Genomic DNA, 26623 nt, shown 5'->3' with positions numbered 1-26623 from the left:
TCTTTCGTCTACTCTTCGTTATGATAAATAATTTCCTATGTCAATGTTTCCAATTATACACAATTACCTTTTTGTTGTTAACCGTTTATTATAAATTAATATGACTTTGGATTGACAAAGCAACTAAGATTTAAGTTGATTTAATTCCTTATCAAAGGCTTTGTCCTCGTTCTCTAGATCTTTACCCTCTTTCGGTAAGTTCTGAATGTCAATCTTTGCTAAACGTTGCGTTATGCCCATCGTATCTTGACGTGTTTCATAATAGTTCTGTAAGCTATAGTACATTTCTATCGCATTTTTACGCGCTTCATTCACATTTGAATCTGTAATCGTCGTTTGATTAAGATCTTTAATTTGTTTATCAATGAGCGGCATAATATGCTCTTCAATTGCTTTTTCCCCTTTTTTAGGATTCTGGTCGTTGATGTGATTTTCTGCAGTATTTTTGAGTTCCTTGTTATTATTTTCTACTTTTTTCGTAAAAGTTTCAACATCTTGTTTGCTGCCATTCTTGTTTGCTTTGTCGACGTTATCTTCCATAAGTGAGCGTTTTTTCTCAAATAATTTCGTGTAATCAAGGATATCTTCATTTGCTTTGACTGATTGATTACATAAATCGACGAATGTTTTGAGATCTTTCACTTTCTGTTTTTTCTGTTTCACACCTTGCAGATACGTTTGTTTAAGATGTTTAACTTTAGAAGACTCGGCTGGCAACTTTTTCGCGGATTTCTCATATGCTTTCATCTGGGGCATCAGCTTACTGTTGATGTCAGTCTGAAGCTCATTGAATTCTTTCTTATTCTTATCTGTCATTTGCTGTTCTTTAAGTTGATCAATTTGTTTCAAGTCCAGATGATTCAACGTCTGTTTCATTTTTGCTTCTTTTTGCTGCGTTTGATCGAGATGTTTTTCAAATTTCGCTAAGTCTTTAGGTTCATTGTTTTTACAACCTGCGACTAAAAGTGTTAAAACGATTAGAGTAAGTAAACAACTAATTTTCTTCATTTTTGCACTCCTATCATTTCGTATTATACATAAACACGATTACAATGAAAATAATGCACACTTTATCTATAATAAAATTCAGCTTATCATGATGAACAAAGGAGGTCGCTCACCGTGTATTCGGCAATTCAACCTTTTATTAAAGAAGATGCAGAACAACACTTCAAATCTGAATATGAAGAATTACGAGAACTGCTCTTTAATTTATTAGATTCACCCGTGAAGTCCACCCATCATATTGGTGGCACGAGTCATTTTAACTATCCAACTGAACCTATACTCGATATCTTGGTCGGTGTAGATAACTTACACGATATCACAGCTTTAGATGAAAAGCGTCTAAATTATGCAGGTTTCTATCGCTTACACCATCCGTATAAAAAGAAAGTGGTCATGGCGAAGTTCAATAATTTGATCGACCTCAAACAAGAAGTGCGCTTGCATATCATTCAAAGAGATACACCCCTCTTTAAGCAATATCTTGAAATGGACGAAGCTTTAACTCATAAGGACGAAATCGCTCAACAATTCAGTGATAAAAAGTCACAAATTCTTAAACATGTGGAGCGAATTAGCGATTATGAGCAACGTAAACAGCAAGCGTTAGATAAGATTTATAAGAAGTATGTAGCTCATTCAAAGTAATGAAATAACATGGATGAAACGCCATTGCTGTAATAAGCACTTGATTTAGAAATCGTTATCTCATGTGATAAGTTGAGGTAAAGTCATCGTTCACATTATTGTTAATCGCAAATCGATTCGAGAGTTGCTATAATGGGAGTAATGACTGTTAAAGAGAATATGGAAAGGATGTTCAGAGTTGCTTAAAGATGACATCTTAACGAAATTGAAGGAGATTGTGCCTACCGAAATTATTCGAGTAGACGAACCATTGAAGCGCTATACATATACCGAAACGGGAGGAGAAGCTGACTTCTACCTTTCACCGACGACGAGCGAACAGGTTCAACAAATTGTCCGTTTCGCATACGAGAATGATATCCCTGTTACTTATTTAGGTAATGGCTCCAATATTATCATACGCGAAGGCGGTATTCGTGGTATCGTATTGAGCCTATTATCACTCGATTATATCGATGTTTCAGATTCCTCTATCATTGCGGGTAGTGGTGCAGCCATTATCGATGTCTCACGTACTGCGCGAGACCATGTGTTGACTGGTTTAGAGTTTGCATGTGGTATACCAGGATCCATCGGCGGTGCTGTATTTATGAATGCAGGCGCGTACGGTGGTGAAGTGAAGGACTGTATCGATTATGCTCTATGTGTGAATGAAAAAGGTGAATTGCTCACTTATACGAATAACGAACTCGAACTGGATTACCGCAATAGTATCGTTCAAGAGAATCACCTCGTTGTGGTCGAAGCGGCTTTTACTCTCACACCTGGAGACCTCGACGATATTCAAGCTAAAATGGATGACCTCACAGAACGACGTGAATCGAAACAACCTCTTGAACACCCTTCCTGTGGTAGTGTATTCCAGCGCCCACCAGGTCACTTTGCTGGTAAGCTCATTCAAGACTCAGATCTTCAAGGACATCGCATCGGTGGCGTTGAAGTTTCTAAAAAACATGCTGGTTTCATGGTCAATGTTGATGGAGGCTCTGCTACGGATTACGAGGATTTAATCCACCATGTGCAAAATGTAGTTAAAGAGAAATTCGATGTTGATTTACATCCCGAAGTAAGAATCATTGGCGAACATCCTCAAGAACGACATTAAATATGACTAAGTAATTGAGGTAAGTAGTATTATGGTTAAAGTTTATGGAGATACAGTAGATAATGAAACGCGCTGCAAACATTATCATGCGCCAGTAGATATCATCGCAATTAAGTTTAAATGCTGCAATAAATATTATCCTTGTTACAAGTGTCACGAAGAGCATGAACAACACCAAGTGAAACGTTGGAGTGAAGATGAGTTTAACACTGAGGCTGTTCTATGCGGAGTATGTAAACGTCATCTCACTATTAATGAATATATGATGACAGAAACTTGTCCTTATTGTGATGCACACTTTAATACGCGATGTATGTTTCATTATCATCATTACTTCGAAGTATAGAAAAGGTCGAGCAAGAGCGTGTTTAACGCACCTCTTCTCGACCTTTTTTTATGGGAGTGAGACAGAAATCTACTTGATTTCGTAGTCTCACCCCCGCAAGGGTGTCTAGTACTTGAGACAGTGCTAGCTATCTCAAGTACAGACAGCTACTGCGATGAGCAATAGTTAATATCTTTACCAACTATAAAGTTCTCTCTAAATGAGTTTACTTTACATCTATAGCTAATTCTCATCTAATTCTTTAATTATGTCCTAGACGCTACATCATTATTTTAAAGCTTTTTCTAATTCTTCAATTTGTTTAAGCGCTGTTGTAGATGTAGAACCACTTGAGAAGTACCATAATTTAGGATCTAATTCATAAACTTGATCTTCTTTATTCGCTTTCACATCTTTAAGCACATCGTTGTTGAGTGCTTTCTTAGCTGTAGCTTTACCACCAATCGCTTGTCCACGGTCCATCGCAAAGATGATACTTGGATTTTTCTCATTGATGTATTCGTTACTTACGTTTTGACCATGTGTACTTGCTTTGACATCTTTATCTGCTGGAGTGAAACCTAATGTATCAAATATTAAGCTTCCGAAACGTGCTTTCGGACCAAATGTAGAAAGTTCTCCTTCGTTAACGAGTAAGAACATTGATTTGTCATCTTTCATGTCTTTTGTATGTTTTTTAACATCTGCTACTTTGTCGTCTAATTTTTTGTTAAGTTTCTTAGCTTCGTCTTCTTTATCGTAGATTTTTCCGATATTTAATGTGTTGTCTTTCAATGATTGAAGCTCGTTATTATCATCTGCACCTACGTAAACGATTTTCGCATCTGGAGCTGCTTTCTTGAATTCATCTAAGTTTTGTTGTGAAGCTGCACGACCAGAAATATAGATGACATCAGGTTTGGCTTCAGCGACTTTATCGAAGTTGATTTCTTTAAGGTTACCAGTGTTGATGTATTTGTCATCTTTAAATTCTTTTAAGAAATCAGGTAAGGTTTTACCACCTTCACCTTTAGGTACACCTTTCACTTTATCTTCTAAGCCAAGTTCCTTAATTGTATCCAACGCACCATAGTCAAGCACAACTGCACGTTTAGGATTCTTCGGTACTGACACTTTATCATCCACTTTCTTAGCGTCACTACCGTCTTTCTTATCGCCTCTCGCTTCAAACTGATTATGAATCGTTACAGTGTCTTTGTCGCCCTTACTGCTACTGTCTTTACCTTTATTACTATCACCTTGGTTACCACATGCAGCAAGAACAAACATTAAACTAATTAATAGAAATATAGTAAACTTCTTCATTGATATCCTCCATTTATTCTTCCCAAATTATATGCCGCGTTCCCCCATAGCGTTAACTTTGTAGCGACACATCACTCCTTTCAATGCATCGTCGACTTATGACTCTGCTTGTGCTGATGCTTCTAGCTCGTCGTAGTAAATACAAATGCGTTGAGATTCAATTTCTTCCACTTTCACTGGCATATCATAGAGTTGGCTCAATGTCTCCGCCTGTACGACTTGGTCTTTCGCATCTGAGATAAAAGTCTGTCCATCTTTAATCGCGATGATATGATCCGAATAACAAGACGCGAAGTTAATATCATGTATCACAACCACAATTGTCTTGTTGTAATGATGTGCAAGGTGACGCAGAATTTGCATAATTTGCACCGCGTGTTTCATGTCTAAATTATTCAGTGGCTCGTCTAACAAGATATACTCGGTATCTTGCGCAATTGTCATCGCAACATATGCACGCTGACGTTGACCACCTGATAAAGTCTTAATGTAGCGATCTTTAATTTCTGTCAAATTAAGCAGTGATAAAGCTTCTTGAATCTTCACTTTATCTTCCTTCTTGAGTCGCCCTTTTGAGTATGGGAACCGTCCAAACTGTACGAGTTGTTCCACGGTGATGTTAAGTTCAGTGATGTTTGTCTGTTTTAAAATGGACAACTTCTTCGCTAATTCATTACTCTTGTAGTCATCTATAGCATGTTCGTCTATAGTAATCGTCCCTTGATCATAATCTGTCAGACGTGTAATGGCTGAAAGTAACGTACTTTTACCTGCACCATTAGGACCTATAATCGTCGTCAACTTGCCTTTATGAATATTCACGTTGATATCTTGTAGAATCGGTCGCTGCTCAATCGTTTTAGTTAAATTATTTACACTGATCACACCGTATTTCTCCTTTTAACTAATAAGTAAATGAAGTAAAGTCCACCAATTAAATCAATCACGATACTGACTTGAGTAGTCGCATCAAAGATATGTTCCATCACACTTTGAGCGAGAAATAAACTGATCCAACTCAAGCACAATGTGGCTGGGAAAATATATTTATGCTCATATGTGCGCATTAATTCGTGGGCAATATTTACCGTCATTAATCCTAAGAAAGCGATAGGACCTACTAACGCTGTCGAAAGTGACACGAGAACCGCAACCATAATCAGTAATGTACGTGTCATCCACTGATAAGGTACGCCAAGATTAATCGCTTGTGCGCGCCCAAGTAATAAGACGTCTAAATATGGGATGAGACAGAATGTCAGTCCGATAAGAATAAGTAAGATAATCGCCGACAAAGTCATTAAACGCGGATTTGCTGCGTTAAAGTTCGCAAACATCGCACTTTGTACTGCCAAGAAATCTTCCGGGTCAATGATGAGTTCTAAGAAGCTTGTAATACTTCTGAAGAACGTACCCATAATGATCCCGACGAGTAAGATGAAATACACGGAAACATTTTTCAGACGAAAGATACCTTGGAATAATATGAGTGCGAAGCTTATCATCGCTAATACGGTAATCCCAAAGTTGAGATAAATATTCGTATTCAATAATGACTGCGCACCAAATATAAAAACTAATAAGACTTTAACAAACATGTAGACTGCATCTAAACCCATAATAGAGGGTGTGAGTAAGCGGTTCGTCGTGATGGCTTGGAAGATAACGACAGAAGCAGCAATTGCGCCACCGACGATGAACATTAATATCAACTTCTTCATTCGAGCAGGCAATTGATAATGGATGATGTCGAAATTGAGTCCAAGAAATAAATACAACGCACCACTTAGTATAACGACTGCTATCAGTATCGCTAATTTGAGATTCAGTTTAATTCGCATAGTGACGGCGTCCTTTCAATAGCATAATGAGGAAGATGACCGTACCAAACACACCGATTGTTAAACCGATATTGATTTCGTATGGATAGACGACGAGACGTCCGATAATATCTGAGAACAACACAAATATCGCTCCGAGCATCGCTGTTTGAGGTAGCGCATGTTTCAAATGATCCCCTCTAAAGATGGCTACAATATTAGGGACGATGAGCCCTAGGAATGGCAATGTTCCTACGGTTACGACGACTAGCGCAGTAATTGTGGCTGTGATAAACAAACCAATATGAATGATGCGCTCATAATTCACACCGAGATTGTTACTGAAATCCTTGCCCATACCCGCTATCGTAAAATGATTCGCAAATATGTAAGTCAGTATGAGAAGCGGGATACTAAGATAAAGAATTTCATAACGTCCACTCGTAATAATGGCAAAGTTGCCATTGAGCCAGTTACCTACACTTTGAACGGTATTCGTTTGCAGAGCCATGAACGTAGTGAAACTTGAAACGATTCCACCAAGCATAATTCCCATCAAAGGTACAAAGATGACTTCTTTAAAGCGAATCAGTTGGATGAGTTTCACAAAGAGAAATGTTCCACCGATGCTGAGCAAGACCGCAAATGCGAGCTTAATGAGTATATTCTCTTGCGGGAACCAAATCATCGCAATCAAGATACCAAGCTTAGCCCAATCCATCGTACCTGCAGTAGTTGGACTCACAAATTTATTCTGCATCATTTGTTGCATAATCAGACCTGCTAACGCTAACGTGCTTCCACTAATAAGAATACTTATCGTACGTGGAATTCGACTCGTTAGGATGATATGAAGTTGTGTTTGTGATAAATGTCCAAGATCTGACAGAGGTATTTGCTTAACACCGATAAGTAGGGATAACAGTGTTAATAAGATGAGAAGTAGGAATAAAGTGAATCGATTAATAATCCCTCGTAACAATAGTCTACATTCCTTTGTCATAGATTAAAAAGCGATAATGATAATCGTTATCACTAAGCATAAATCTAGTTTATCATGAAATATAGATATTTCAATAGCCTACGATAAAATTATAGCGAAATCGTATAGATAGAGTATATTTACAACTAAATATATTATGATAGATAGTTTTTTATGAAGAATGTCTTACAACAATTCTTTTTCGAATAAAAGTAGATAGTGAAAATAATTATTAGAAGGCAAAAATAAGTAAGAAAAAGAGCAAGGCATTTCAATTGTGGTGCCCTGCTCCTAAAATAGTGTGATCAAGATAATGCATGACTATTTTTCATCATCAAATATGAAATCTTCATCTTGTAATGCTTCTACGTTAAGTGCAAGTGTGTAACCATCACCTTTAACTGAGAAGAAGTCATGGTTTTTAGTTGAAGTGTCTAGCGCGTTCTCAATAATTGGATTGAATTCGCGTTCTTCAAAGTAAGGTTCAAAACCTAGGTTAGATAATGCTTTATTACCGTTATAACGCACATAGTTAAGAACGTCATCTGTTAATCCAATGTCATCATATAATTTGTGAGTATAAGACACTTCATTTTTATATAAATCTTCGAGCAAACGATACATTTCTTGATCTGCTTTTTGCTTTTCACTCTCAGAAAGTTCATTACGTAGATGTTGCGCATCTAATCCAGTAAACACACCGTGGATTGACTCGTCGAGTAATATTTTGCGGATAATTTCACCAGATGTCGTCATCTTACCTTGTCCTGCTAAATATAGTGGATAATAGAAACCAGAATAGAATAAGAACGTTTCTAAGAATACACTTGAAACACGCGCAATATATTGATCGTAAATTGATGCTTCTTTACCCCACAATTTGTGATAGTTACCTACGATAACATCTGCTTTATACTTAAGATGGGGTTCTTCAATAACCCACGTATCAAGAAGATAGTTCGTTTCGCTAGATGGTAACAGCGTTGTAAAGATATGAGAGTAGCTCTTTGCATGAATTTGCTCCATCATTGCCATAAATGAATATACTGCTTTTTTACGTAAATCAGTTGTGTGCATCATGACGAGTGGCATACCGTCGTCAGCTTGATGCGTATCTAGACCAGTTAAACCTGCAAGCGCATATTTGAAGGCGTTCTTTTCTTCATCTGTTAATGTTTTCCAACTTGCAATATCTTTGGAAACTTTAAATTCTGTTTCCACCCACATTTGCGAAATGTTTTGGCGCCAGAACATGTTGGTCATATCTTCTTGCGTATTCCAATTGACTGCTTTCATGTGTTTAACGTCTCCAATCTCATTTGAATATTATATGTATGATTAAGTAGGAAAGATGAACACTATGCCAAGATTAATGTCCATCCTCTCCTACTTAATCCACTTTATGCTTGAGAACAATACGTACTACTTAATGCTTAAACTGAGCAGCTTGTACACTCTTCTACACTTAATAGTTTGTTACGTGTGTAGTAAAGTGATTTGAGCCCTTTATGATGGGCATAAACATATAAACGTGACAATTCACGTGTAGATACTTCAGAGTTAACATAAAGAATCGTTGAAATACCTTGGTCAACGTGAGTTTGAATTGTTGAAATTAAATCGATTAATTTCATTTGATCCGTATTAAACGCTGACTTGTAAAACCACATTGTTTCTGGTGATAAGAATGGCATAGGGTAGAATGTTTCTGAGTTGCCATAAGTACGACGTTCAATTTGGTCAACGATAGGCATTACAGATGGTGTCGCATTCTGTACATAAGAAATACTTTGTGTAGGTGCGATAGCAAGACGATAAGCATGGTATAGACCATGTTCTTCAACTTGTGCTTGTAATGCTTTCCAATCTTCAGGAGTAGGAATATCTAATCCTTCGAATAAACGTTTCACTTTCTCATATTTCGGTTCGAATGTTTGTGAAGTGTAGAATTCGAAGTACTTACCATTCGCATAATCAGATTTATCAAAGTCCTTGAAGATTGTTTGACGTTCTTTAGCAATTTCCATAGAACGTTGAATCGAATAATAGTTCAACATCATAAAGAAGATATTAGCGAAATCTTTCGCCTCTTCTGATTCATAACCAATCTTATTCTTAGCAAGGTAACCGTGAAGGTTCATCGCACCTAAACCTACTGAATGAAGCTCACTATTCGCTTTCTTAACACCTGGTGCGTTTTGAATGTTAGCTTCATCACTAACAAATGTTAAAGCATCCATACCTGTAGCTACAGAATCTCTAAACTTACCTGATTCCATAACATTAACGATGTTTAAAGAACCTAAGTTACAAGAGATATCTCTCTTAATATCATCTTCCACGCCATAGTCATTGATAATAGATGTTTCTTGAAGTTGGAAGATTTCTGTACAAAGGTTGCTCATCTTAATTTGGCCAATATTAGAGTTAGGGTGTACTTTATTGGCATTATCTTTGAACATCAAGTAAGGATAGCCAGATTGTAATTGTGTTTGCGCAATAAGGTTTAACATTTCACGCGCATCTTTTTTCTTCTTATCAACATTAGGGTTAGCAACGAGATCATCGTAATATTCGTCTAAATTTAAGTCATCTAATGTTACACCATATTCCTTGTAAACTGTGTGCGGTGCGAACATGTAGAAGTCTTTACCTTCTTTAGCTAAATCAAAGAACTTAGAAGGCACGATGAGTCCAGTTGAAATTGTTGATAGACGAAGGTCTTCGTCAGCGTTAACTTTCTTCGTATCTAAGAACTCTTCAACATCATAGTGGAAGATATTGAGATAAACTGCACCTGCACCTGGACGTTGACCGAGTTGGTCAGCATAGCTAAAGCCACCTTCAAGTGATTTCGCGACAGGTAACACACCTTTTGCTACGCCTTTAATACCTTTAATTGCCTCACCACGCGCACGTAATTTAGATAAGTTGATAGCGACACCGCCACCAATCTTACTCAACTGCTTAGCTGTAGAGTCGATAAAGTTAATGGAGTTTAAGCTATCATCCACTTCTAATAAGAAACAAGATACAAGCTCGCCACGACGTGCACGACCTGCGTTTAAGAACGTTGGTGTAGCAGGTTGATAACGTTGCTCAACCATACCTGAGATAAAACGTTTCGCTAAGTCAACATCACCATCTGCTAAGTAAAGTGAAACGATGGCCACGTGTTGATTATAATCTTCAAGAATATTCTTTTTGTCATTCGTCTTCAAAGCATAGTCTTTATAGAATTTACTTGCTGACATATAGCTTGCAAATTGGAAATTAATGTTTTTCGCATAATTTGTCACATCAACAAGTTGGTCTTCTGTATATTTCTCGAAAACATTGAAATAGAAGTCATTGTCTACGAGATAATGTAAGCGTTCAATTTCACTATCGAAATAGATGGTCTTGTCATGAATCTCTTGTAGATAGACTTCTAAAGCTTCTTGGTCTTTCTCTAAGTTGAAGAATCCATTGTCTTTCCTCTTCGTCACTTCATTGTTTAATTCAATATGATTGTATCTTTTCTCGTCCATAGTCTTCATTAACCTGTCCCACCTTAACTTTAAATTCCTCAACATCACTGTTTGTTCCTTGAACTTCGAATTTCATTAGCAATGGCACTTGATAGTCTTCAGAAATGGTAATACCAGCTTTAGCGAAATTCTGTCCCCAATTTCGATTACCGCTTGCTGCTACCGCTTCTAAATGTTCACTGTTGTGATTCAAGAATGACTGCACCGGCTCAGGCACCTCTCCGAAACCGATTGTTCCAGTGACCAATATATAGGGCTCATCTATACGATCTGTACAGTTATCTTGAGTGATTTCTAAAGTATCTTCGAGTTCCGTACGCTGTATGAAACGTCTCACATTTCCTGTAAATGAGAAATAGACCACTTTCATTGGCTCACCTTCTTTCTAGTTATGTATATCATTCAGGTGTTCGCCTAAACGACTGTCATTCTTATTTCTTATCTTGGGTTGTCCATTGCATTTCTACCACAACATATAGTGTTAATAACCTAGCAAGTGACCATGTAATTTAGCATCTATTTGATAGCGTTACCCTATTTCAAGGGATAAATCACGTCTTCTATGTGTTAAATTACTTCTTTATAGTCATTTTATTAAAATGGCCATTTCGCCACAAAACACAACATGTTGTGTTTGTTTTTAAGAATTCGTACTACATTATGTGTTTCATTATACATAACTGTTATTCCATTTTAAAGAGATACTCACATGTCAGTTTGATGTCAATTTTGTATCAATTTATATAAATCGCACCACCACACGCTTTTAATCTCAAAAAATGAAACGAAAAAATTTTATTTCGTAAACCAAAGGGTTTTTGGTTGCATTTTCATAAAAACCGTGTAACTACGGTGCCGCTTAAGGTAGAGCAATTCGACGTTTTCAGTGAGTTACCATACATTTTAAAAGATATAGAATAACCCCCTAGTGTATACTCAACTTAAATCGAACGTTTGTTCGTATTTCTATATTATCCTACTCCTGAAATTTTTGCAACCCTCATTACATGAATATTTTTTTATGCTAAGATAGATACGTTAAATTTATATGAATGAGGCGATATCAGTGAATCCTAAAGTGAAAGGTATTATAGCGATTCTGATTTCCGCAATTGGCTTTAGTTTCATGACTGTATTCTTCAGGCTTGCTGGAGATTTACCCGTCTTCCAGAAGTCTCTTGCGCGAAACCTTGTCGCTATGTTTATCCCTTTATTTTTCCTATACAAATATAAACAGCCCCTATTTGGTAAGTTGAGTAGTCAACCTCTACTCATTGCTCGTTCTGCTCTAGGGCTCACAGGTGTACTATTCAACATTTATGCCATCGACCATATGATCTTAAGTGATGCTGATACGTTAATGAAACTGAATCCATTCTGGACGATCTTGCTCAGTCTCTTCTTCCTACGTGAGAAGATCTTTAAGTATCAGATTATCGCAATGATCGTCGCAATCGCAGGAATGCTCTTCGTCGTGAAACCTGAATTCTCTTCTGCGATGATTCCTAGTTTAATTGGTTTAATGTCTGGTATCTTCGCGGCGAGTGCTTACACATGTGTGCGTGCATTGAGTACAAGAGAAGCGCCATACACGATTGTGTTCTACTTCTCATTCTTCTCAATCATTGTACTGATTCCATTCACGATATTTACTTACGAACCGATGTCATGGCTTCAAATGCTCTATCTCTTAGGTGCAGGTCTAAGTGCTGCTGTAGGTCAAATTGGTATCACTCTCGCGTACAGCTTTGCACCTGCGAAAGACATTTCGATCTTTACTTACGCATCAATTATCTTTACTGCACTATTCGGCTTTATCCTGTTCGGCGAGTCACCAGACTTCTATGCGATGTTAGGTTACGTTATCATTATTGGTGCAAGTTATTACATGTTTGAAAAGGCACGTCGACAACCACGTAAATCTCAAACGAATTCAAATTAAAGGAGTATGATTATGGCTCAAGGACGCAATCAAGAAGAACTTGAAGATATCACGTTATTAGGTAACCAGAATAATCAATACGATTTCGACTATCGCCCTGATGTATTAGAAACCTTCGACAATAAACATCAAGGTAGAGATTATTTCGTGAAGTTCAACTGTCCAGAATTCACTTCACTCTGTCCTATTACAGGTCAACCTGATTTCGCGACAATCTATATCTCTTATATCCCTGATGTTAAAATGGTCGAATCCAAATCATTGAAACTTTATTTATTCAGCTTCCGCAATCACGGGGACTTCCACGAAGACTGCATGAATATTATCATGAATGATCTCATCGACTTAATGGATCCACACTATATTGAAGTTTGGGGCAAATTCACGCCACGTGGCGGTATTTCAATCGACCCTTATACAAACTACGGTCGCCCTAATACGAAATATGAACGCATGGCAGAACATCGTTTAATGAATCATGATTTATATCCTGAGAAAGTCGATAACCGTTAATTTCATATCTACGAGTTACATCCCATCAGTTCCTAACTTCATAAAGGAATTGGTGGGATGTTCTATTATCGCTCATTATCGCCCTCTTTTTTTAATCCCCCATCATCTCACCTGCAAATTTCCTAAAACATTCATAATTCACTAAAAAATTAACACATTTATTACGATAGTTGTTGTAATTTTCGCAAAATAGTATTACGATAAAGTTTACTTTAAGACTTAAACAATATAAAAGAGGGATGCTTATGAACAGAGCACAACACACACGCGAAGAAATCCTTAACAGTACGCCACGCAAAGGTTTCTTCGGACATCCAAAGGGGTTAAGCACACTCTTCTTAACCGAATTCTGGGAACGCTTTAGTTACTATGGAATGAAAGCAATTCTCGTCTATTACCTTTATTATAGTGTCGCTAAAGGTGGGTTCGGTTTAGACGAAGGTGTGGCTCTTCAAATCGTTTCCATTTACGGAACGTTGATTTACATGAGTGGCATTATCGGGGGATGGATTGCCGATCGTATTACCGGTACGCAACACGCAGTCTTTTACGGTGGATTCTTGATTATGATTGGTCATATTCTGCTATCTCTACCGAACAATTTAACGATGGTCATGATTGCGTTATTATTCCTCATTTGTGGAACAGGGTTACTAAAACCTAACATTTCAACGACTGTCGGTGAGCTATATGCTCAGAACGATGCGCGTAGAGATGCTGCATTCACTATCTTCTACATGGGTATTAACTCTGGTGCGTTACTTTCACCACTCGTAACAGGTTACATACAGACACGCTTTAACTTCCATTTAGGTTTCCTAGTTGCAGCAATTGGTATGTTCTGTGGTTTAATTATCTATGTCGTGACACGTAAAAAGTATTTAGGATTAGCCGGTTTATCAACGCCGAATCCTTTAACGAAACAAGAGATTAAGAAGACGTCAATTTATACAGGCGTAGTCATTATTTTAATTGCGATTTATCTCATCATTTTACAAGTCAATGACGCGCTCACTTTACAGAACTTCAGCTTATTTATAACGTTATTAGGCGTCATCCTACCGATTGTGATAATCGTTAACATGCTCGTCAGCAAGGATGTGACGAAAGTAGAACGTTCTCGCGTCTTAAGTTATGTACCGTTATTTATCACTGCCGTTGCGTTCTGGATGATTCAAGAACAAGGCTCTACTGTTCTAGCAAGCTTTGCTGACAACAAGACGCAACTTGATTTAGGTAAAGCGACAAACGGTCTCATTCACTTCCATGTACCAGCAGCTTGGTTACAGTCGTTTAACCCTATCTTTATCGTCGCTTTAGCACCGGTCTTTGCTGCACTGTGGGTGAAATTAGGAAAGTTCAATCCACCAACAGTACATAAATTCGCAATTGGCACGATCATAGCTGGATTATCATTTATCATAATGTATATTCCGCTTGCAGGGCCACACAATTTAATTAACCCATTATGGTTGATACTGAGCTATTTACTTATAACGATTGGAGAGCTATGTATTTCTCCGGTAGGTTTATCTACAACGACGAAGCTCTCACCAGTTAGCTTTACAGCGCGTATGATGAGCTTGTGGTTACTCGCCGATGCCACAGCTCAAGGTCTTAACGCGCAACTTGTAGTGGTTTATACGAAGATTTCTCAAATGGACTATTTCCTCTATTCAGGAATCGTCGCTATCGCAATCGGTGTCTTACTCTTCCTTCTCTCTCCTTTAGTTAAAAAAGGAATGAAAGGTGTATTCTAAGCGAACTAGTAGAAATCACATTATAAATAAGGATTTAATTAATCTAACTCCAAGAACCTATAAATGAACGTAACTCGACATTTATAGGTTCTTCTTTTAATCTCATCATTCCTAGCATTTCAATTCAAAGATACCAATTTTAACCATCTTGAATTCATTTTCTTGCGTCGAAGATGCGATGAACATCAGGACTACTCCCTCTTATTCTACTCTAATTAACCTCATTCATATATAAATTTCACAATTTTACCAATATTATTATTTTATGAATATTATTGAAACAATGAATTAATAAGAGTAGAATTTATTTAATACTCTTTTTAAAGGGGAGAAAGGATGGGAATGTTATGACAGAAACGAAGAATCATGAACAAGCAGTTCAAACGATTCCTCAGAAAGGGTTCTTTGGTCATCCAAAAGGGCTGGGTGTACTCTTCTTCGTAGAATTCTGGGAGCGTTTCAGCTATTACGGCATGCGCGCCCTACTTATCTTCTACATGTACTACTCCATTAAAAACGGTGGCTTAAACATGGACGAAGGTACTGCCCAATCGATCATGTCCGTGTATGGAGCACTCATCTATATGACCTCTATATTAGGGGGATGGGTTGCCGATCGACTCACAGGTACACGTTCTGCCACATTAATTGGTGCAGTCCTTATTATTATCGGGCATATTTGTTTAGGCTTACCCTTTGGTATGGCAGGATTGTTCTCATCAATGTTCTTTATCATTGTGGGGTCTGGTTTAATGAAACCAAATATTTCTAACATCGTAGGTCGTTTATATCCTGAAAATGATAAACGTATCGATTCTGGTTTCGTTATCTTCTATATGTCAGTGAATAGCGGTGCATTAGTCGCGCCACTTATTCTTAACCAATTTATCGATAACGGTAATTTCCACTTCGGATTCTTAATTGCTGCATTTGGTATGGCACTAGCACTCGTATGGTATTTACTCTTTAATCGTAAGAATTTAGGACAAGTGGGAATGCAACCTTCAAATCCGTTAACGAAAGCAGAACGTAAAAAATACAGTTTAATTTTCGGATTAATTATCGCAATAATTATAATATTGTTAATTGTGACTGGCTTAACAGGCACGCTTTCATTTGGTCTTGTAAGTACGGCAGTATTAATCTTAGGTGTAGCTTTACCGATTGTGTATTTTACTATTATGATTCGCAGCAAAGAAGTTACAGACGTTGAACGTTCACGCGTTATCTCATTTATACCGCTCTTTATACTTGGTGTGATCTTCTGGGCGATTCAAGAACAAGGTGCCAACGTCTTGAATCTATACGCGCTGAAATATACTGATATGCAGTTGAATCTCTTTGGTTGGACAACCGAATTTGGTAAAGCTTATTTCCAATCTATTAACCCATTATTTATCGTCCTACTCGCAGGTCTGGTATCTGTCATCTGGATGAAGATGGGTTCTAAACAACCAAGTATGGCAGTGAAGTTCGTTCTAGGTGCTTCACTCGCAGGTCTATCTTACTTCCTAGTCGCTGGTGTAGACTACGCGACAGGTGGACATGCTCAAATCAGCGTGAACTGGGTTATTATTTCATATATTGTATGTGTGATCGGGGAGTTATGTCTATCTCCTACTGGTAACAGTGCAGCCGTTAAGCTCGCGCCGAAAGCTTTCAACGCTCAAATGATGAGTGTATGGTTGTTGACGAATGCGACAGGTCAAGCACTGAACGGTTCACTCGTACGTTTAATCAAACCTTTAGGCTATGCTAACTACTTCATCTTTATAGGTGCTATCGCTCTAGTCGTCAGCCTGATCACATTAGCTTTCGTACCGAAGATTAATAAAGGTATGCGAGGCATTAAATAAAGTAACCTTTCAACTTCTTATGGGTAGCAGAGTTATGATAAAGTAGAAAGCAAGTATGATTTGATGAGACACACTCAATATTCAACTCGGACGTTATTGGTTAAAATGGTAAAGCAGAATAGCGCAATATTACGTCCGAGTTTCTACCCAAGAATACAAAGAAATGCGGTGAAATATTTGTCTAGACAATACAATCATGGCGTGCTCTTTTACCACGAGTATTCAGGTCTCAACGATATTTATGGTGGTATTGGTACAGTGGCACAATACTTATCTCAAATGTGTAAACACCTTTCGATCCAACTGAGCGAAGAGGAAGGTAATATTATCGATTACTGTGGAGCCATTAAAGCTCAAGACTACGGCTCAGATATTGATATATTATTTATCCTCGGCGGAGATGGTACCGTTAACGAGCTCGTCAATGGCGTGATGACGCATCAACTTGATATCCCTATTGCCATCATTCCAGGCGGGACGTTTAATGATTTTACTAAAACGCTCAACCTCGACGGAGATTATACTAAGGCGAGTGAGCAACTGCTCGAGGCACGTCCTCAACGCTATGACGTGATCAAGGTCAACGGTCAATACGCGCTTAACTTCGTCGGTATGGGGCTGATTGTGCAGAACGCGAAGAATGTTCAGTCAGGAAATAAAGATATCTTCGGTCGTTTGAGTTATATCGGCTCTACGGTTAAAACACTCGTCAATCCTGTGAAATTCAACTATCACATCGCTGTCGACGGTGAAGAAACGCAAGGACAAACGTCGATGCTCGTTATTGCGAACGGACCTTACATCGGTGGTAATCGTATTCCGTTGACAGATCTATCGCCAAGCGACGGCTTCCTTAACACCTTTGTGTTTAAACATAGTAAGATGAGTGTCTTTAACGATATCTTCAAGAAACGTGACAGCATGAATTGGAACCGCGTCACGAAAGGCATTACGCATCTTCAAGGTCGCAAATTTAGGATTACGACGGATAAGCACCTCGATGTTGATATGGACGGCGAGATTGCTTTATCGACGCCACTGGAAATCGAAGTCGTACCACAAGCCATTGAAATCTTAACTCTACCTAATTAATTGTTTAAAATTAAATCACCTCGTAACTTTAAAAAGCTCCCTTGTACGTCACTCAGACGCATAAGGGAGCTTGTATATGAATAGGTTTATTTTTCACCCAAAGTAATTCATTATTTTAAAAAGTACTCAGCAACGTCTTTCCATCCGCTCACTCGAGTGAAACGATCTTCAGACGCATTGTGCGGTGCTGTGAACATAATTGGTTTGCCCTCGAAGATTTCTAACTGTCTAGGATTATCGTCAATTAAATAATCTGCTTTAACGATATTTTTACGACCACAAAAGACAAAATGTTGTGGATCTAAAAATGGGAAATACGTGCGTAACCATTCGTATTTCTCACGAAATGACGTTGGAACGTCCATCGCCGCTGTAGCGATATACACATCGTAATGCTCGTTCAACTCTCTCACGACTTCCTGCGCATTGTCCATCACATCTAAATTAAGGAAAAAGCCAGGTTCGCGGAGTATTTCAGGCAATAAACCATCATGTTCAGGAATGACATGCTTTAATTTCTGTCCGTCCAACATGCCGTAAGTAATCCCTAAGTTTAAACGTTCGTTTACAGTGTTCATCATCGCACCGAGCGTATCTGCAAGTACTTCGTCCATATCAATTGCAATAGATTCTCTTGTCATAACATCATTTCTTCCTTTCTGTTCACCCTCGATTATAGCAAAGATAATAGAGAAATGGGAGAAAGACAGAAATTAGAATAATTTCGTCGTCTTTCCCCCGCGAGGATGATTAGCATGGTCAATAGCTGCTAAGCCATTGGGCATGCAATCAGCTACCGCGTAGTTTTAAAGTTAGAAAAATACAGTCCGTAGTATATTGAATAGTTAAATACAAAAACATAGACAGCAATCTATTTGATTGCGTCGTCTTGCCCCCACAAGGCTATTTACTCGTCATACTCAAATTGACGCAACACTTCGATCATTCGATCGTTCTGTTCTAGGAAACCGATCGTAATACGTACGCCATTCGGAAATTCCCGCGTAATACATCCTGCTGATAAGAGTTGCTTAAAGAGTTCGTGTGGATGTGATGTGCGTACAAAGACGAAGTTCGTTTGGCTTGGATAGAAGTGGCGACTTTCTGGAATTTGAAAGAACTTATCTCTTTCGTGTGCGTTACGTTCTCGAATTTGCGCTAAATAGTCTTGGTCCTTACAAGCAGCGACAGCCGCGTGTTCTGACAAACGCCCTACGTTAAACGGCGGACGGATAATGTTGTACTTTTTAACCGCTTCGGAATTCGCAACTACATAGCCAATACGCATACCAGCTAAACCATAGGCTTTTGAAAAAGTACGAAGTAAAAATGCATTATCAAATTCTTCTTGTAACGCTAACGTATCCGGGAAGTCTTCAGCAGTCACAAACTCGAAGTAAGCTTCATCGATCATCACAGGAATATGGTTAGGAACACGAGATAAGAAATTGCGTAACTCCTCGTGTGTGAAATAAGTACCTGTCGGGTTGTTTGGATTACAGAGCCAGATGAGTTTCGTATCGTCATCCACTGCTTGCAGAATACCTTCCAAGTCGAATTGACCTTCTCGCAAAGGAACTTGGATTACAGTAGCTGCTTCAACGATCGCGTTATGGTAATACTGTCCAAAGGTCATCTCACTCGTCACAATCTTGTCTCCTGGCGTTAAGACAGCACGAGAAATCATGAGAATCACTTCGTCCAAACCAGCACCAAATAAGATGCGGTCAGCGTCGATGTTCAGATGTTGACTCAACACTTCTCTAAGTGTCGGAGAACCTGTTTCTGGATAATAGAAGAGCTCATCTAAATGTTCTGAGATAGCGTCTTTCACTTTAGGTGACGGTCCATACAAATTCTCATTTGATGCTAACTTGTACAGTTCACCTTCTAAACCATATTTCTCCTTTAAACCTCTCGGAGAAAGGCCTGGTTCATATGCTGAGAGTTGATTGATTTGTTCTTTCATAGTGGTCCTCCTTTATTTGTCTGAAATTTCAAAAGTTAATCACTATTATACGCGCTCCCCTAGCAGAACACAATATAATCCGTTTATTCCTTTAAATAGGTATAGAATCACCAGACATGAGGTATCTCACCGCAATAAAAGAGTAGGACGATCAAATCAACTTGATTTTCGTCCTACTCTTATCACTACTTCACTCATTATTTTATTAAATGATGCTGTTCTAAATAATGTTTAGCAACATCATACGGATCTTTCTTCTTCACAGTAACTTGATAGTTCATTTCTTGCATGTCTTCATCTGAAATCTTACCAGCGAGTTTATTTAAAGGTTTCTTCACTTCTGGATGTTCTTTAATATATTTCTCTTTGAACATCGGTGCACCTTGATATGGTGGGAAGACATTTTTATCATCTTTCAACACTTTCATATGATACTGTTTCAATTCTGCATCTGTAGAGTATGCATCAATGAGATTGATGTCACCTTTCTTCACAGCTTGATAACGCAATTTCGGTTCCATCGTCTTGACGTTATCGAAGTGTAAGTCGTAAGCCTTTTTAACTGCTGGATAACCATCGCCACGATCATTGAACTCTAACGTAAATCCTGGTTTGATTTGATCTTTAACCTTCTCTAAGTCGCCAATCGTCTCAATGTGATGTTTCTTAGCGAAGTCTTCTTTCACAGCCAAAGCATAAGTATTGTTATACTTCATCGGTTTCAACATCGTCATATCATATTTCTTCTCTAGACTCTGTTTCGTTTGTTGATAGACTTTCGGCTCCTCTTTCGACTTCAGATCTTCTTTCGTCAATTCGCCTAAGACAGTTCCAGTGAATTCTAAATAACCATCGATATCGTCCGATTTCAAGGCGTTGAAGAGGAAGGACGTCTTGCCCATGCCGTCTTTCACTTGTACAGTGTCGTCGGTTTCGTCTTCGATCAGAATTTTATACATATTAGTGATAATAGACGGTTCTGAACCTAATTTACCTGCAATCGTGATATGTTCGCCTTTATTAGTTAGCAGGGGAGCGATAATCGCAATCAATAAGACGATGACGATTGCCGCTAGTGACAACATCAATTTCTTGTATGATAACTTCTGCATGAAACGCAACACTAAATCAAAGATAATTGCGAGCAAGGCGGCTGGAATCGCACCAATCAATATCAGTGCTGAATCGTTGCGGTCAATACCAAGTAGGATGAGATCCCCTAAACCGCCAGCACCGATTAAAGCAGCAAGTGTCGCTGTACCGATGATTAAGACCATCGCCGTGCGAATACCTGCCATGATGACGGGCATCGCCATTGGTAACTCTACTTTACGCAAACGACGCCATGGCTTCATACCAATCCCTTTCGCTGCTTCGACAAGGGATTGATCGACTTCGGCAATTCCTGTGTATGTATTACGTAATATTGGAAGTAAAGCATACACAACGAGTGCAATGACAGCTGGTACTTGACCGATCCCAAAGAGTGGAATCATCAACCCGAGTAATGCGAGTGAAGGTATCGTTTGTAAGACCGCTGCGATATTCATAACGACTTCTGAGAGCCGTTTCGTCTTCGTTAGCAGAATTCCTAAAGGAACGCCAATTAATGCTGCAATGAGCAACGCAATAAAGGATAGTTGAATATGTTCGAGTATTGTTGAAAGCAGTTGTCCTTTACGATCCGAGAACGTTTGGATTAATTCATTCATGCGTGCTCACCTGCCTGTTCTTGTGAATGCGATAAGTAATTAAATACCGCTTCACGCGTTAATAACGCATCTTGTGCATGTTGCTGGTCTTTAACTATCACTGCTTCGTGGGTAGCCAATGCTTGATACACTTCATTGATACGCTGTTCACTATCGAAAGTAGGATAACTTTCGAGATGATTATCATGCGCATCGATGTGATGCTCAGATGTCACTAAATCTCCTAATTTCACCCACTCAGTTTGCTTAATTTGATCACCCATAAACTGTCTGACAAAGTCATTCTTCGGTGCATCGATAAACGATTGAGGCGTTCCAATTTGTTCAATATGTCCTTCATTTAACAGACAAATACGATCGCCTAATTTCATCGCTTCGTGAATATCATGCGTCACAAAGACGATCGTCTTTTTAATCTTAGACTGCAAATCGAGTAAATCTTCTTGTAGTTTCTCTCTACTAATTGGATCAAGCGCACTAAAGGGCTCGTCCATTAATATCACAGGTGGGTCAGCTGCTAAAGCACGCACGACACCAATACGTTGACGTTGTCCCCCAGACAGTTCGTCAGGTTTACGCATTTTATATTGCTCTGGATCCATATTCACCATTTCCAACAGCTCATCTACACGCGCATCAATATCTTTCTCTTTCCATTTCTTCATCTGAGGCACTTGCGCAATATTCTCTTTCACCGTCATATGTGGAAAGAGTGCGATTTGTTGCAGAACATAACCGATGTCCCAACGCATTTCATACACGGGATAATCGCTAATCGGTTGATTGTTGAAATAAATATAGCCTTCTGATAACGGTATCAAACGATTGATCATCTTTAATGTTGTCGTCTTACCACAACCAGAAGGTCCAATAAGTACGAAGAACTCGCCTTCGTCAATGTTGAAACTCACATCATCTACAGCTACTTTATTACCATAACGTTTACTTACATTCTGAAATTCAATCAAGATATCACCTTTATTTCTCTCGGTCTCTTCTTCTGGGTTGTAATAACCACAGGTTCATCTATACTCATTCCCTTTTTTACAGAGTTTAAAGACGATTTCAGAATTATTTTTACTGGTAAAATAAATTTTTTAGATGAGCAGCTTTATTTGCATTACTATATTGAAAAAAGCGCCACTTCAATAACTCAGCATGAAATGGCGCTTACGCATTAATAAACTGTCATTCTATTATATTGTCAAATCGCCGACGTTTTAGCATCACGTAACAGTTACCAAATCGAGACTTTGATTAAAATAATACTATCTCATTTTCAATACTTGATCTCTCGCTCACACATGAGAGCTACTTGCTTTGTAATCGCGAATCGCTTCGATAAATTTCGGACAATAGTGTTTCAATTTATAACTTCCTACACCTGAAATCGCAATCATCTCTTGTTTCGATTCTGGTTGGCGTTTCGCAAATTCTTCTAATGTGAAATCGTTAAAGATACTTGTGGGCGCAATATTTAATTTCTCACTCAACTGCTTACGCACTTCGACTAATTGATCAAAGAGATATTCATCGACGTTATCTACAGTATTAATTAAGACTTTCTCATCCGCTTTCTGTTTGAATGGCGTTGTCATAATCGTCACTCGACCATGTAACAAATCTCTGACTGATGGATCGCAAACGAGCTTCCCATTATATTCGTTAAGATAGCCTTGAAAGCGCAATTCATCGATGAGATGTGCTAATTCAGTGGTCGTATAGTTCTTCATCAGACCATGTGTCGTTAACTGATTATAGCCATAACGTTGAATATAATCTGTAGCTTCACCACGCAACACTTGAATGAGCACACTATGACTTTCTTGTTGATTCAATCGTGCGATACAACTAATAATCATTTGTGCCTCACGTGTCATATCATGTTCTCTCTTCATTTCAAGACAGTTACTACACTTACCACAAGCTGTTAACCGCTCATTCGGTTCGAAATAGTACACAATCGTCGCTTCTAAACAACGTGTCGTTTTGGTATACTGAATCATTTTAGTGAGCTTTTTACGCATTTTATCCTTATATTCCTCATCAGCATTAGAGGAACCGATAAAGTAACGATGTAGACCTACATCTTGTTCGCCATAGAGCAGAATACATTCACTCTCTAGCCCATCACGCCCTGCACGTCCTGCCTCTTGGTAATACGACTCGATGTCTCCTGGCATGTTGTAGTGGATAACGTAACGCACATTTGATTTATCTATCCCCATACCAAAGGCATTCGTAGCTACGACGACATTAACGCGATCATAAACAAAGTCATTCTGTGCCGCTTCACGCTCTTCAGTCGTCAATCCAGCATGGTAAATGGCGCTCTTCACATTATTATGAATTAACGTCTCATGGAGTTCTTCAACCACTCGCCGGGTCGAACAGTAAATAATGCCTGCTTCTTTCTTATGTTCCCGACAGTATTTGACCACAAACTGGCGTCGTTGATAAGTTCGATTGATTTTAAAATGAAGGTTAGGCCGTATGGGGCTTGTCTTTACGAGATTCGGTTGTTCAATATGAAGTGCGTGCATGATATCTTTCTGAACCTCGGTAGTGGCAGTGGCTGTTAAAGCGATGAAGACGAAATCTTGCGGTAACTGGAAGACTTTAGTGATGACCTCACGATAGCTAGGACGAAAATCATGTCCCCACTTAGAAATACAGTGTGCTTCATCAAAAGCAACGAGTGGTATCTTCAACCGTGAGAGTAGACGAGTAAAACGAGGGTTCTGAAAGCGTTCGGGCGCAACATACAAGAATTTCAGACGACCTTGTATCAGGGCCTGGTCAATCTCTCGTTGCTCAGGGTCACTGAGACTACTATTTAAATAAGCAGCCTCAATACCCATAGCTTGCAACTGGTCGACTTGGTCTTTCATTAACGAGATGAGGGGACTAATGACAATCGTTGTCCCTTCAAGCATCAATCCCGGAACTTGATAACATAAAGATTTACCTCCGCCTGTCGGTAAGACCCCTAAGACATTGTGATGTTCAATCACCCGGGAAATAATTTCAGCTTGGCCGGGTCTAAAGGTTTGATAACCGAAATAATGTGCTAACGTTGCTTCCATATTTAAACTCCTCATTATCCTTGTTGTTTTTCTTCTAATTCGCCCCACCGCTCTAAATCTGCTTCATACGTCTCATTTAGAGCCGCCTGTTCTTCATTTAGTGCTTTAACTTTCTCGTAATCTGCGCTTGCTTCTACCATCTCTTCTTCAATTTCAGCAAGTCGTTCTTCTGTCTCATCAATACGCTCTAAGAGCATTTCATATTCTCTCTTCTCTTTATATGACAACGTCTTACGTTGACGGGGTTGTGACTGTGTTGAAGTAGCTGATGCTGAAGCCTGCCCTTGTTTAGAAGCTTCGGCCGCTAACTTATCTTGTTGTTTCTTATATTGCTCATAATCCTCAAAGGTACCGAGAATACGCTCGATTTGTCCATCATGTACGTACCAATATTCTTGAGCGACTTTATTTAAGAAATAGCGATCGTGGCTCACAGTAATGACCGAACCGCCGAAATTCGCGATGTAGTCTTCTAAAATCGTAAGCGTTTCGGTATCCAAATCATTGGTCGGCTCGTCCAAAAGCAATACATTCGGCTGATGTACGAGTAACTTCAATAAGTACAAACGTTTCTGTTCTCCACCAGATAATTTATATAACTTTTTACCATGCGTATTACTAGGGAAGAGGAATCTCTCAAGCAGTTGCGTGACAGAGACTGAAGTACCGTCTTGCTCTTTCGCCACTTCACTTTCCTCTCTCAAATAGTCAATCATGCGAATATCTCGATCTACACGTTCTTCCGTTTGTTTAAAGTATGCAATCTTGACCGTCTGACCAATCTTAACTGTGCCTGTGTAATCTGTATCCTCACCGCAAAGGATGTTCAACAACGTCGTCTTCCCTGCGCCATTCGGACCCACGATACCAATTTGTTGGCCATTCTGAACAATTTGTGTAAAATGCGCAAATAGCGTCTTACCATTGATAGCTTTCGTGACATCTTCAAGCTCGATAACCTGCTTACCTAAACGTGACGAAGCTAAGTTAAGTGACGCTTTCTCTTTCTGATGGTGATTCTTCACATCTTGTTCTAGCTCTTTAAAACGATCTTTACGCGCTTGTTGTTTCGTCGTACGGGCACGCACACCTGCACGCATCCATGCTAACTCTTGTTTATATAACGATTTCTGTTTCTCCTGCTGCTTCTGTTCCTGCATTTCATTCTCAGCACGCATCGCAATATAATCTTCATAGTTACCTGGATAACCTTGTAACTTACCACGGTCTAACTCGATGATACGGGTAGACACTTCGTTTAAGAAATAGCGATCATGTGTGACGAAGAGCACTGTATGTGGATATTGTTTCACGTAATTAATCAACCAATTGATGGATTCAAAGTCCAAGTGGTTAGTCGGTTCGTCTAACAATAACAAGTCAGGTTGTTCAATGAGCGTCTTAGCGAGTCCTACACGCTTCTGCTGACCTCCAGATAGGTCTTTCACTTGTTTTGATGTTTCAGTAATTCCTAATTTAGAGAGGATGGTCTTAATTTCAGCACTATAATCCCAAGCTTCATATGCGTCCATTTGTTCCTGCGCACGCATCATCGCCTTAAAATCATCGTCTGATTGCGTTTCAGAATAATGTTGGACAGCTTGTTCGTATTCACGAATCACCTGAAGTGTTGGCGTATTCGTTGCTAACACTGCTTCGAAGACCGTTATCGATTCATTAAAGACTTGTTTCTGAGAAGAATAACGAATGCGATAGTTATTCGGATGTGATATCTCAGCTTGATAATCATCATCGATACCTGCGATGACTTTGAGAAGTGAACTTTTACCAGTTCCATTAATACCTACGAGTCCGATGCGCTCACCTTCTGAGATTGAAAGGTTGAGATCGTCGAAGATCACCTTATCTGCATAGGACTTGTTTAAATGTTCAATCTTATAAGCTTCCATGAATCAACACCCTTTATTCTTACCATTCTGATAAATTGTCAG

At 38.8% G+C, this 26623-nt stretch carries 22 protein-coding genes; 8 read left to right on the top strand and 14 right to left on the bottom strand.

Going from position 1 to position 26623, the window contains the following annotated elements; translation table 11 throughout:
• Positions 1–123: 123 nt before the first annotated feature.
• A complete protein-coding gene (locus CD039_RS01240; protein ID WP_103370809.1) occupies positions 124–1008 on the bottom strand; it encodes an EMYY motif lipoprotein in 885 nt (294 codons plus the stop codon).
• Positions 1009–1122: 114 nt separating this feature from the next.
• Here CD039_RS01240 and CD039_RS01235 point away from each other — a divergent pair, with 114 nt between their 5' ends.
• The 3 genes from CD039_RS01235 to CD039_RS01225 all read left to right on the top strand — a co-directional run bounded on the left by CD039_RS01235 (position 1123) and on the right by CD039_RS01225 (position 3104).
• Entirely contained in the window at positions 1123–1653 is a 531-nt protein-coding gene (locus CD039_RS01235) for a GrpB family protein (protein WP_103370808.1), read from the top strand.
• Between the two features lie 178 nt (positions 1654–1831).
• A complete protein-coding gene (gene murB / locus CD039_RS01230; RefSeq protein ID WP_103370807.1) occupies positions 1832–2758 on the top strand; it encodes a UDP-N-acetylmuramate dehydrogenase in 927 nt (308 codons plus the stop codon).
• Between the two features lie 31 nt (positions 2759–2789).
• Positions 2790–3104, top strand: a complete 315-nt coding sequence (locus tag CD039_RS01225; RefSeq protein WP_103370806.1) for a CHY zinc finger protein — start codon at positions 2790–2792, stop codon at positions 3102–3104.
• 267 nt (positions 3105–3371) lie between these two features.
• Here CD039_RS01225 and CD039_RS01220 read toward each other — a convergent pair whose 3' ends face one another.
• From CD039_RS01220 to nrdI, 7 genes are all read right to left on the bottom strand, one after another.
• Positions 3372–4409 carry a ferrated catecholamine ABC transporter substrate-binding lipoprotein SstD gene (locus CD039_RS01220; protein WP_103370805.1) on the bottom strand — a complete coding sequence of 346 codons (1038 nt, stop codon included), beginning with the start codon at positions 4407–4409 and terminating at the stop codon, positions 3372–3374.
• A 96-nt stretch (positions 4410–4505) separates the two neighbouring features.
• Positions 4506–5294, bottom strand: coding sequence for an iron ABC transporter ATP-binding protein (locus CD039_RS01215; RefSeq protein ID WP_103370804.1), 789 nt, complete (start codon positions 5292–5294; stop codon positions 4506–4508).
• The gene (locus CD039_RS01210) at positions 5291–6250 is read right to left on the bottom strand and encodes an iron chelate uptake ABC transporter family permease subunit (protein ID WP_103370803.1); all 960 of its coding nucleotides are present in this window, start codon (positions 6248–6250) and stop codon (positions 5291–5293) included. The genes CD039_RS01215 and CD039_RS01210 overlap by 4 nt, the downstream gene beginning before the upstream one ends.
• A complete protein-coding gene (locus CD039_RS01205) occupies positions 6240–7232 on the bottom strand; it encodes an ABC transporter permease (RefSeq protein ID WP_103370802.1) in 993 nt (330 codons plus the stop codon). The genes CD039_RS01210 and CD039_RS01205 overlap by 11 nt, the downstream gene beginning before the upstream one ends.
• A 300-nt stretch (positions 7233–7532) precedes the next feature.
• Positions 7533–8507 carry a class 1b ribonucleoside-diphosphate reductase subunit beta gene (gene nrdF, locus CD039_RS01200; RefSeq protein ID WP_002471780.1) on the bottom strand — a complete coding sequence of 325 codons (975 nt, stop codon included), beginning with the start codon at positions 8505–8507 and terminating at the stop codon, positions 7533–7535.
• A 137-nt stretch (positions 8508–8644) separates the two neighbouring features.
• Positions 8645–10750 carry a class 1b ribonucleoside-diphosphate reductase subunit alpha gene (gene nrdE, locus CD039_RS01195; protein ID WP_103370801.1) on the bottom strand — a complete coding sequence of 702 codons (2106 nt, stop codon included), beginning with the start codon at positions 10748–10750 and terminating at the stop codon, positions 8645–8647.
• A complete protein-coding gene (gene nrdI, locus CD039_RS01190; protein ID WP_002471823.1) occupies positions 10713–11111 on the bottom strand; it encodes a class Ib ribonucleoside-diphosphate reductase assembly flavoprotein NrdI in 399 nt (132 codons plus the stop codon). The genes nrdE and nrdI overlap by 38 nt, the downstream gene beginning before the upstream one ends.
• Positions 11112–11807: 696 nt before the next feature.
• Between nrdI and CD039_RS01185 the strand changes: the two genes are divergently transcribed.
• From CD039_RS01185 to CD039_RS01165, 5 genes are all read left to right on the top strand, one after another.
• Positions 11808–12683, top strand: coding sequence for a DMT family transporter (locus CD039_RS01185; protein ID WP_103370800.1), 876 nt, complete (start codon positions 11808–11810; stop codon positions 12681–12683).
• Positions 12684–12695: 12 nt separating this feature from the next.
• Complete coding sequence (gene queF, locus CD039_RS01180; RefSeq protein WP_049408375.1) at positions 12696–13196, top strand: preQ(1) synthase; 501 nt, start codon at positions 12696–12698, stop codon at positions 13194–13196.
• A 245-nt stretch (positions 13197–13441) separates the two neighbouring features.
• Positions 13442–14956 (top strand): peptide MFS transporter, encoded by a 1515-nt coding sequence (locus CD039_RS01175; protein ID WP_103370799.1) that lies wholly within the window; start codon positions 13442–13444, stop codon positions 14954–14956.
• 347 nt (positions 14957–15303) lie between these two features.
• The gene (locus CD039_RS01170) at positions 15304–16812 is read left to right on the top strand and encodes a peptide MFS transporter (protein ID WP_103370798.1); all 1509 of its coding nucleotides are present in this window, start codon (positions 15304–15306) and stop codon (positions 16810–16812) included.
• Positions 16813–16989: 177 nt separating this feature from the next.
• Complete coding sequence (locus CD039_RS01165) at positions 16990–17904, top strand: diacylglycerol/lipid kinase family protein (protein ID WP_103370797.1); 915 nt, start codon at positions 16990–16992, stop codon at positions 17902–17904.
• A gap of 110 nt (positions 17905–18014) precedes the next feature.
• Here CD039_RS01165 and CD039_RS01160 read toward each other — a convergent pair whose 3' ends face one another.
• From CD039_RS01160 to CD039_RS01135, 6 genes are all read right to left on the bottom strand, one after another.
• Entirely contained in the window at positions 18015–18545 is a 531-nt protein-coding gene (locus CD039_RS01160) for a 5' nucleotidase, NT5C type (protein ID WP_103370796.1), read from the bottom strand.
• Positions 18546–18811: 266 nt separating this feature from the next.
• Positions 18812–19873, bottom strand: coding sequence for a histidinol-phosphate transaminase (gene hisC / locus CD039_RS01155; RefSeq protein ID WP_103370795.1), 1062 nt, complete (start codon positions 19871–19873; stop codon positions 18812–18814).
• A gap of 197 nt (positions 19874–20070) precedes the next feature.
• On the bottom strand, positions 20071–21585 hold the full coding sequence (locus tag CD039_RS01150) for an ABC transporter permease/substrate-binding protein (protein ID WP_103370794.1): 1515 nt from the start codon (positions 21583–21585) through the stop codon (positions 20071–20073).
• Positions 21582–22553 carry an ABC transporter ATP-binding protein gene (locus CD039_RS01145; protein WP_103370793.1) on the bottom strand — a complete coding sequence of 324 codons (972 nt, stop codon included), beginning with the start codon at positions 22551–22553 and terminating at the stop codon, positions 21582–21584. Before CD039_RS01145 ends, CD039_RS01150 begins: the two co-directional genes overlap by 4 nt.
• Before the next feature lie 330 nt (positions 22554–22883).
• Positions 22884–24671: a DNA helicase RecQ gene (gene recQ, locus CD039_RS01140; RefSeq protein ID WP_103370792.1), complete on the bottom strand. Its 1788-nt coding sequence runs from the start codon at positions 24669–24671 to the stop codon at positions 22884–22886.
• A 14-nt stretch (positions 24672–24685) separates the two neighbouring features.
• Complete coding sequence (locus CD039_RS01135) at positions 24686–26581, bottom strand: ABC-F family ATP-binding cassette domain-containing protein (RefSeq protein ID WP_103370791.1); 1896 nt, start codon at positions 26579–26581, stop codon at positions 24686–24688.
• Between the last annotated feature and the right edge of the window lie 42 nt (positions 26582–26623).

It is taken from the genome of Staphylococcus argensis (assembly GCF_002902305.1).
GTDB lineage: Bacteria > Bacillota > Bacilli > Staphylococcales > Staphylococcaceae > Staphylococcus > Staphylococcus argensis.
The sequence above is the reverse complement of the archived record's forward strand: the minus strand, read 5'-3'. Positions and strand labels throughout refer to the sequence as shown.

Bases quoted from the DNA above. Each gene is read 5' to 3' on its own strand.
- CD039_RS01240 (WP_103370809.1), bottom strand. From the start codon at position 1,008: ATGAAGAAAATTAGTTGTTTACTTACTCTAATCGTTTTAACACTTTTA.
- CD039_RS01225 (WP_103370806.1), top strand. From the start codon at position 2,790: ATGGTTAAAGTTTATGGAGATACAGTAGATAATGAAACGCGCTGCAAA.
- CD039_RS01220 (WP_103370805.1), bottom strand. From the start codon at position 4,409: ATGAAGAAGTTTACTATATTTCTATTAATTAGTTTAATGTTTGTTCTT.
- CD039_RS01210 (WP_103370803.1), bottom strand. From the start codon at position 6,250: ATGCGAATTAAACTGAATCTCAAATTAGCGATACTGATAGCAGTCGTT.
- CD039_RS01205 (WP_103370802.1), bottom strand. From the start codon at position 7,232: ATGACAAAGGAATGTAGACTATTGTTACGAGGGATTATTAATCGATTC.
- nrdF (WP_002471780.1), bottom strand. From the start codon at position 8,507: ATGAAAGCAGTCAATTGGAATACGCAAGAAGATATGACCAACATGTTC.
- nrdE (WP_103370801.1), bottom strand. From the start codon at position 10,750: ATGAAGACTATGGACGAGAAAAGATACAATCATATTGAATTAAACAAT.
- nrdI (WP_002471823.1), bottom strand. From the start codon at position 11,111: ATGAAAGTGGTCTATTTCTCATTTACAGGAAATGTGAGACGTTTCATA.
- queF (WP_049408375.1), top strand. From the start codon at position 12,696: ATGGCTCAAGGACGCAATCAAGAAGAACTTGAAGATATCACGTTATTA.
- CD039_RS01175 (WP_103370799.1), top strand. From the start codon at position 13,442: ATGAACAGAGCACAACACACACGCGAAGAAATCCTTAACAGTACGCCA.
- CD039_RS01170 (WP_103370798.1), top strand. From the start codon at position 15,304: ATGACAGAAACGAAGAATCATGAACAAGCAGTTCAAACGATTCCTCAG.
- CD039_RS01160 (WP_103370796.1), bottom strand. From the start codon at position 18,545: ATGACAAGAGAATCTATTGCAATTGATATGGACGAAGTACTTGCAGAT.
- hisC (WP_103370795.1), bottom strand. From the start codon at position 19,873: ATGAAAGAACAAATCAATCAACTCTCAGCATATGAACCAGGCCTTTCT.
- CD039_RS01150 (WP_103370794.1), bottom strand. From the start codon at position 21,585: ATGAATGAATTAATCCAAACGTTCTCGGATCGTAAAGGACAACTGCTT.
- recQ (WP_103370792.1), bottom strand. From the start codon at position 24,671: ATGGAAGCAACGTTAGCACATTATTTCGGTTATCAAACCTTTAGACCC.
- CD039_RS01135 (WP_103370791.1), bottom strand. From the start codon at position 26,581: ATGGAAGCTTATAAGATTGAACATTTAAACAAGTCCTATGCAGATAAG.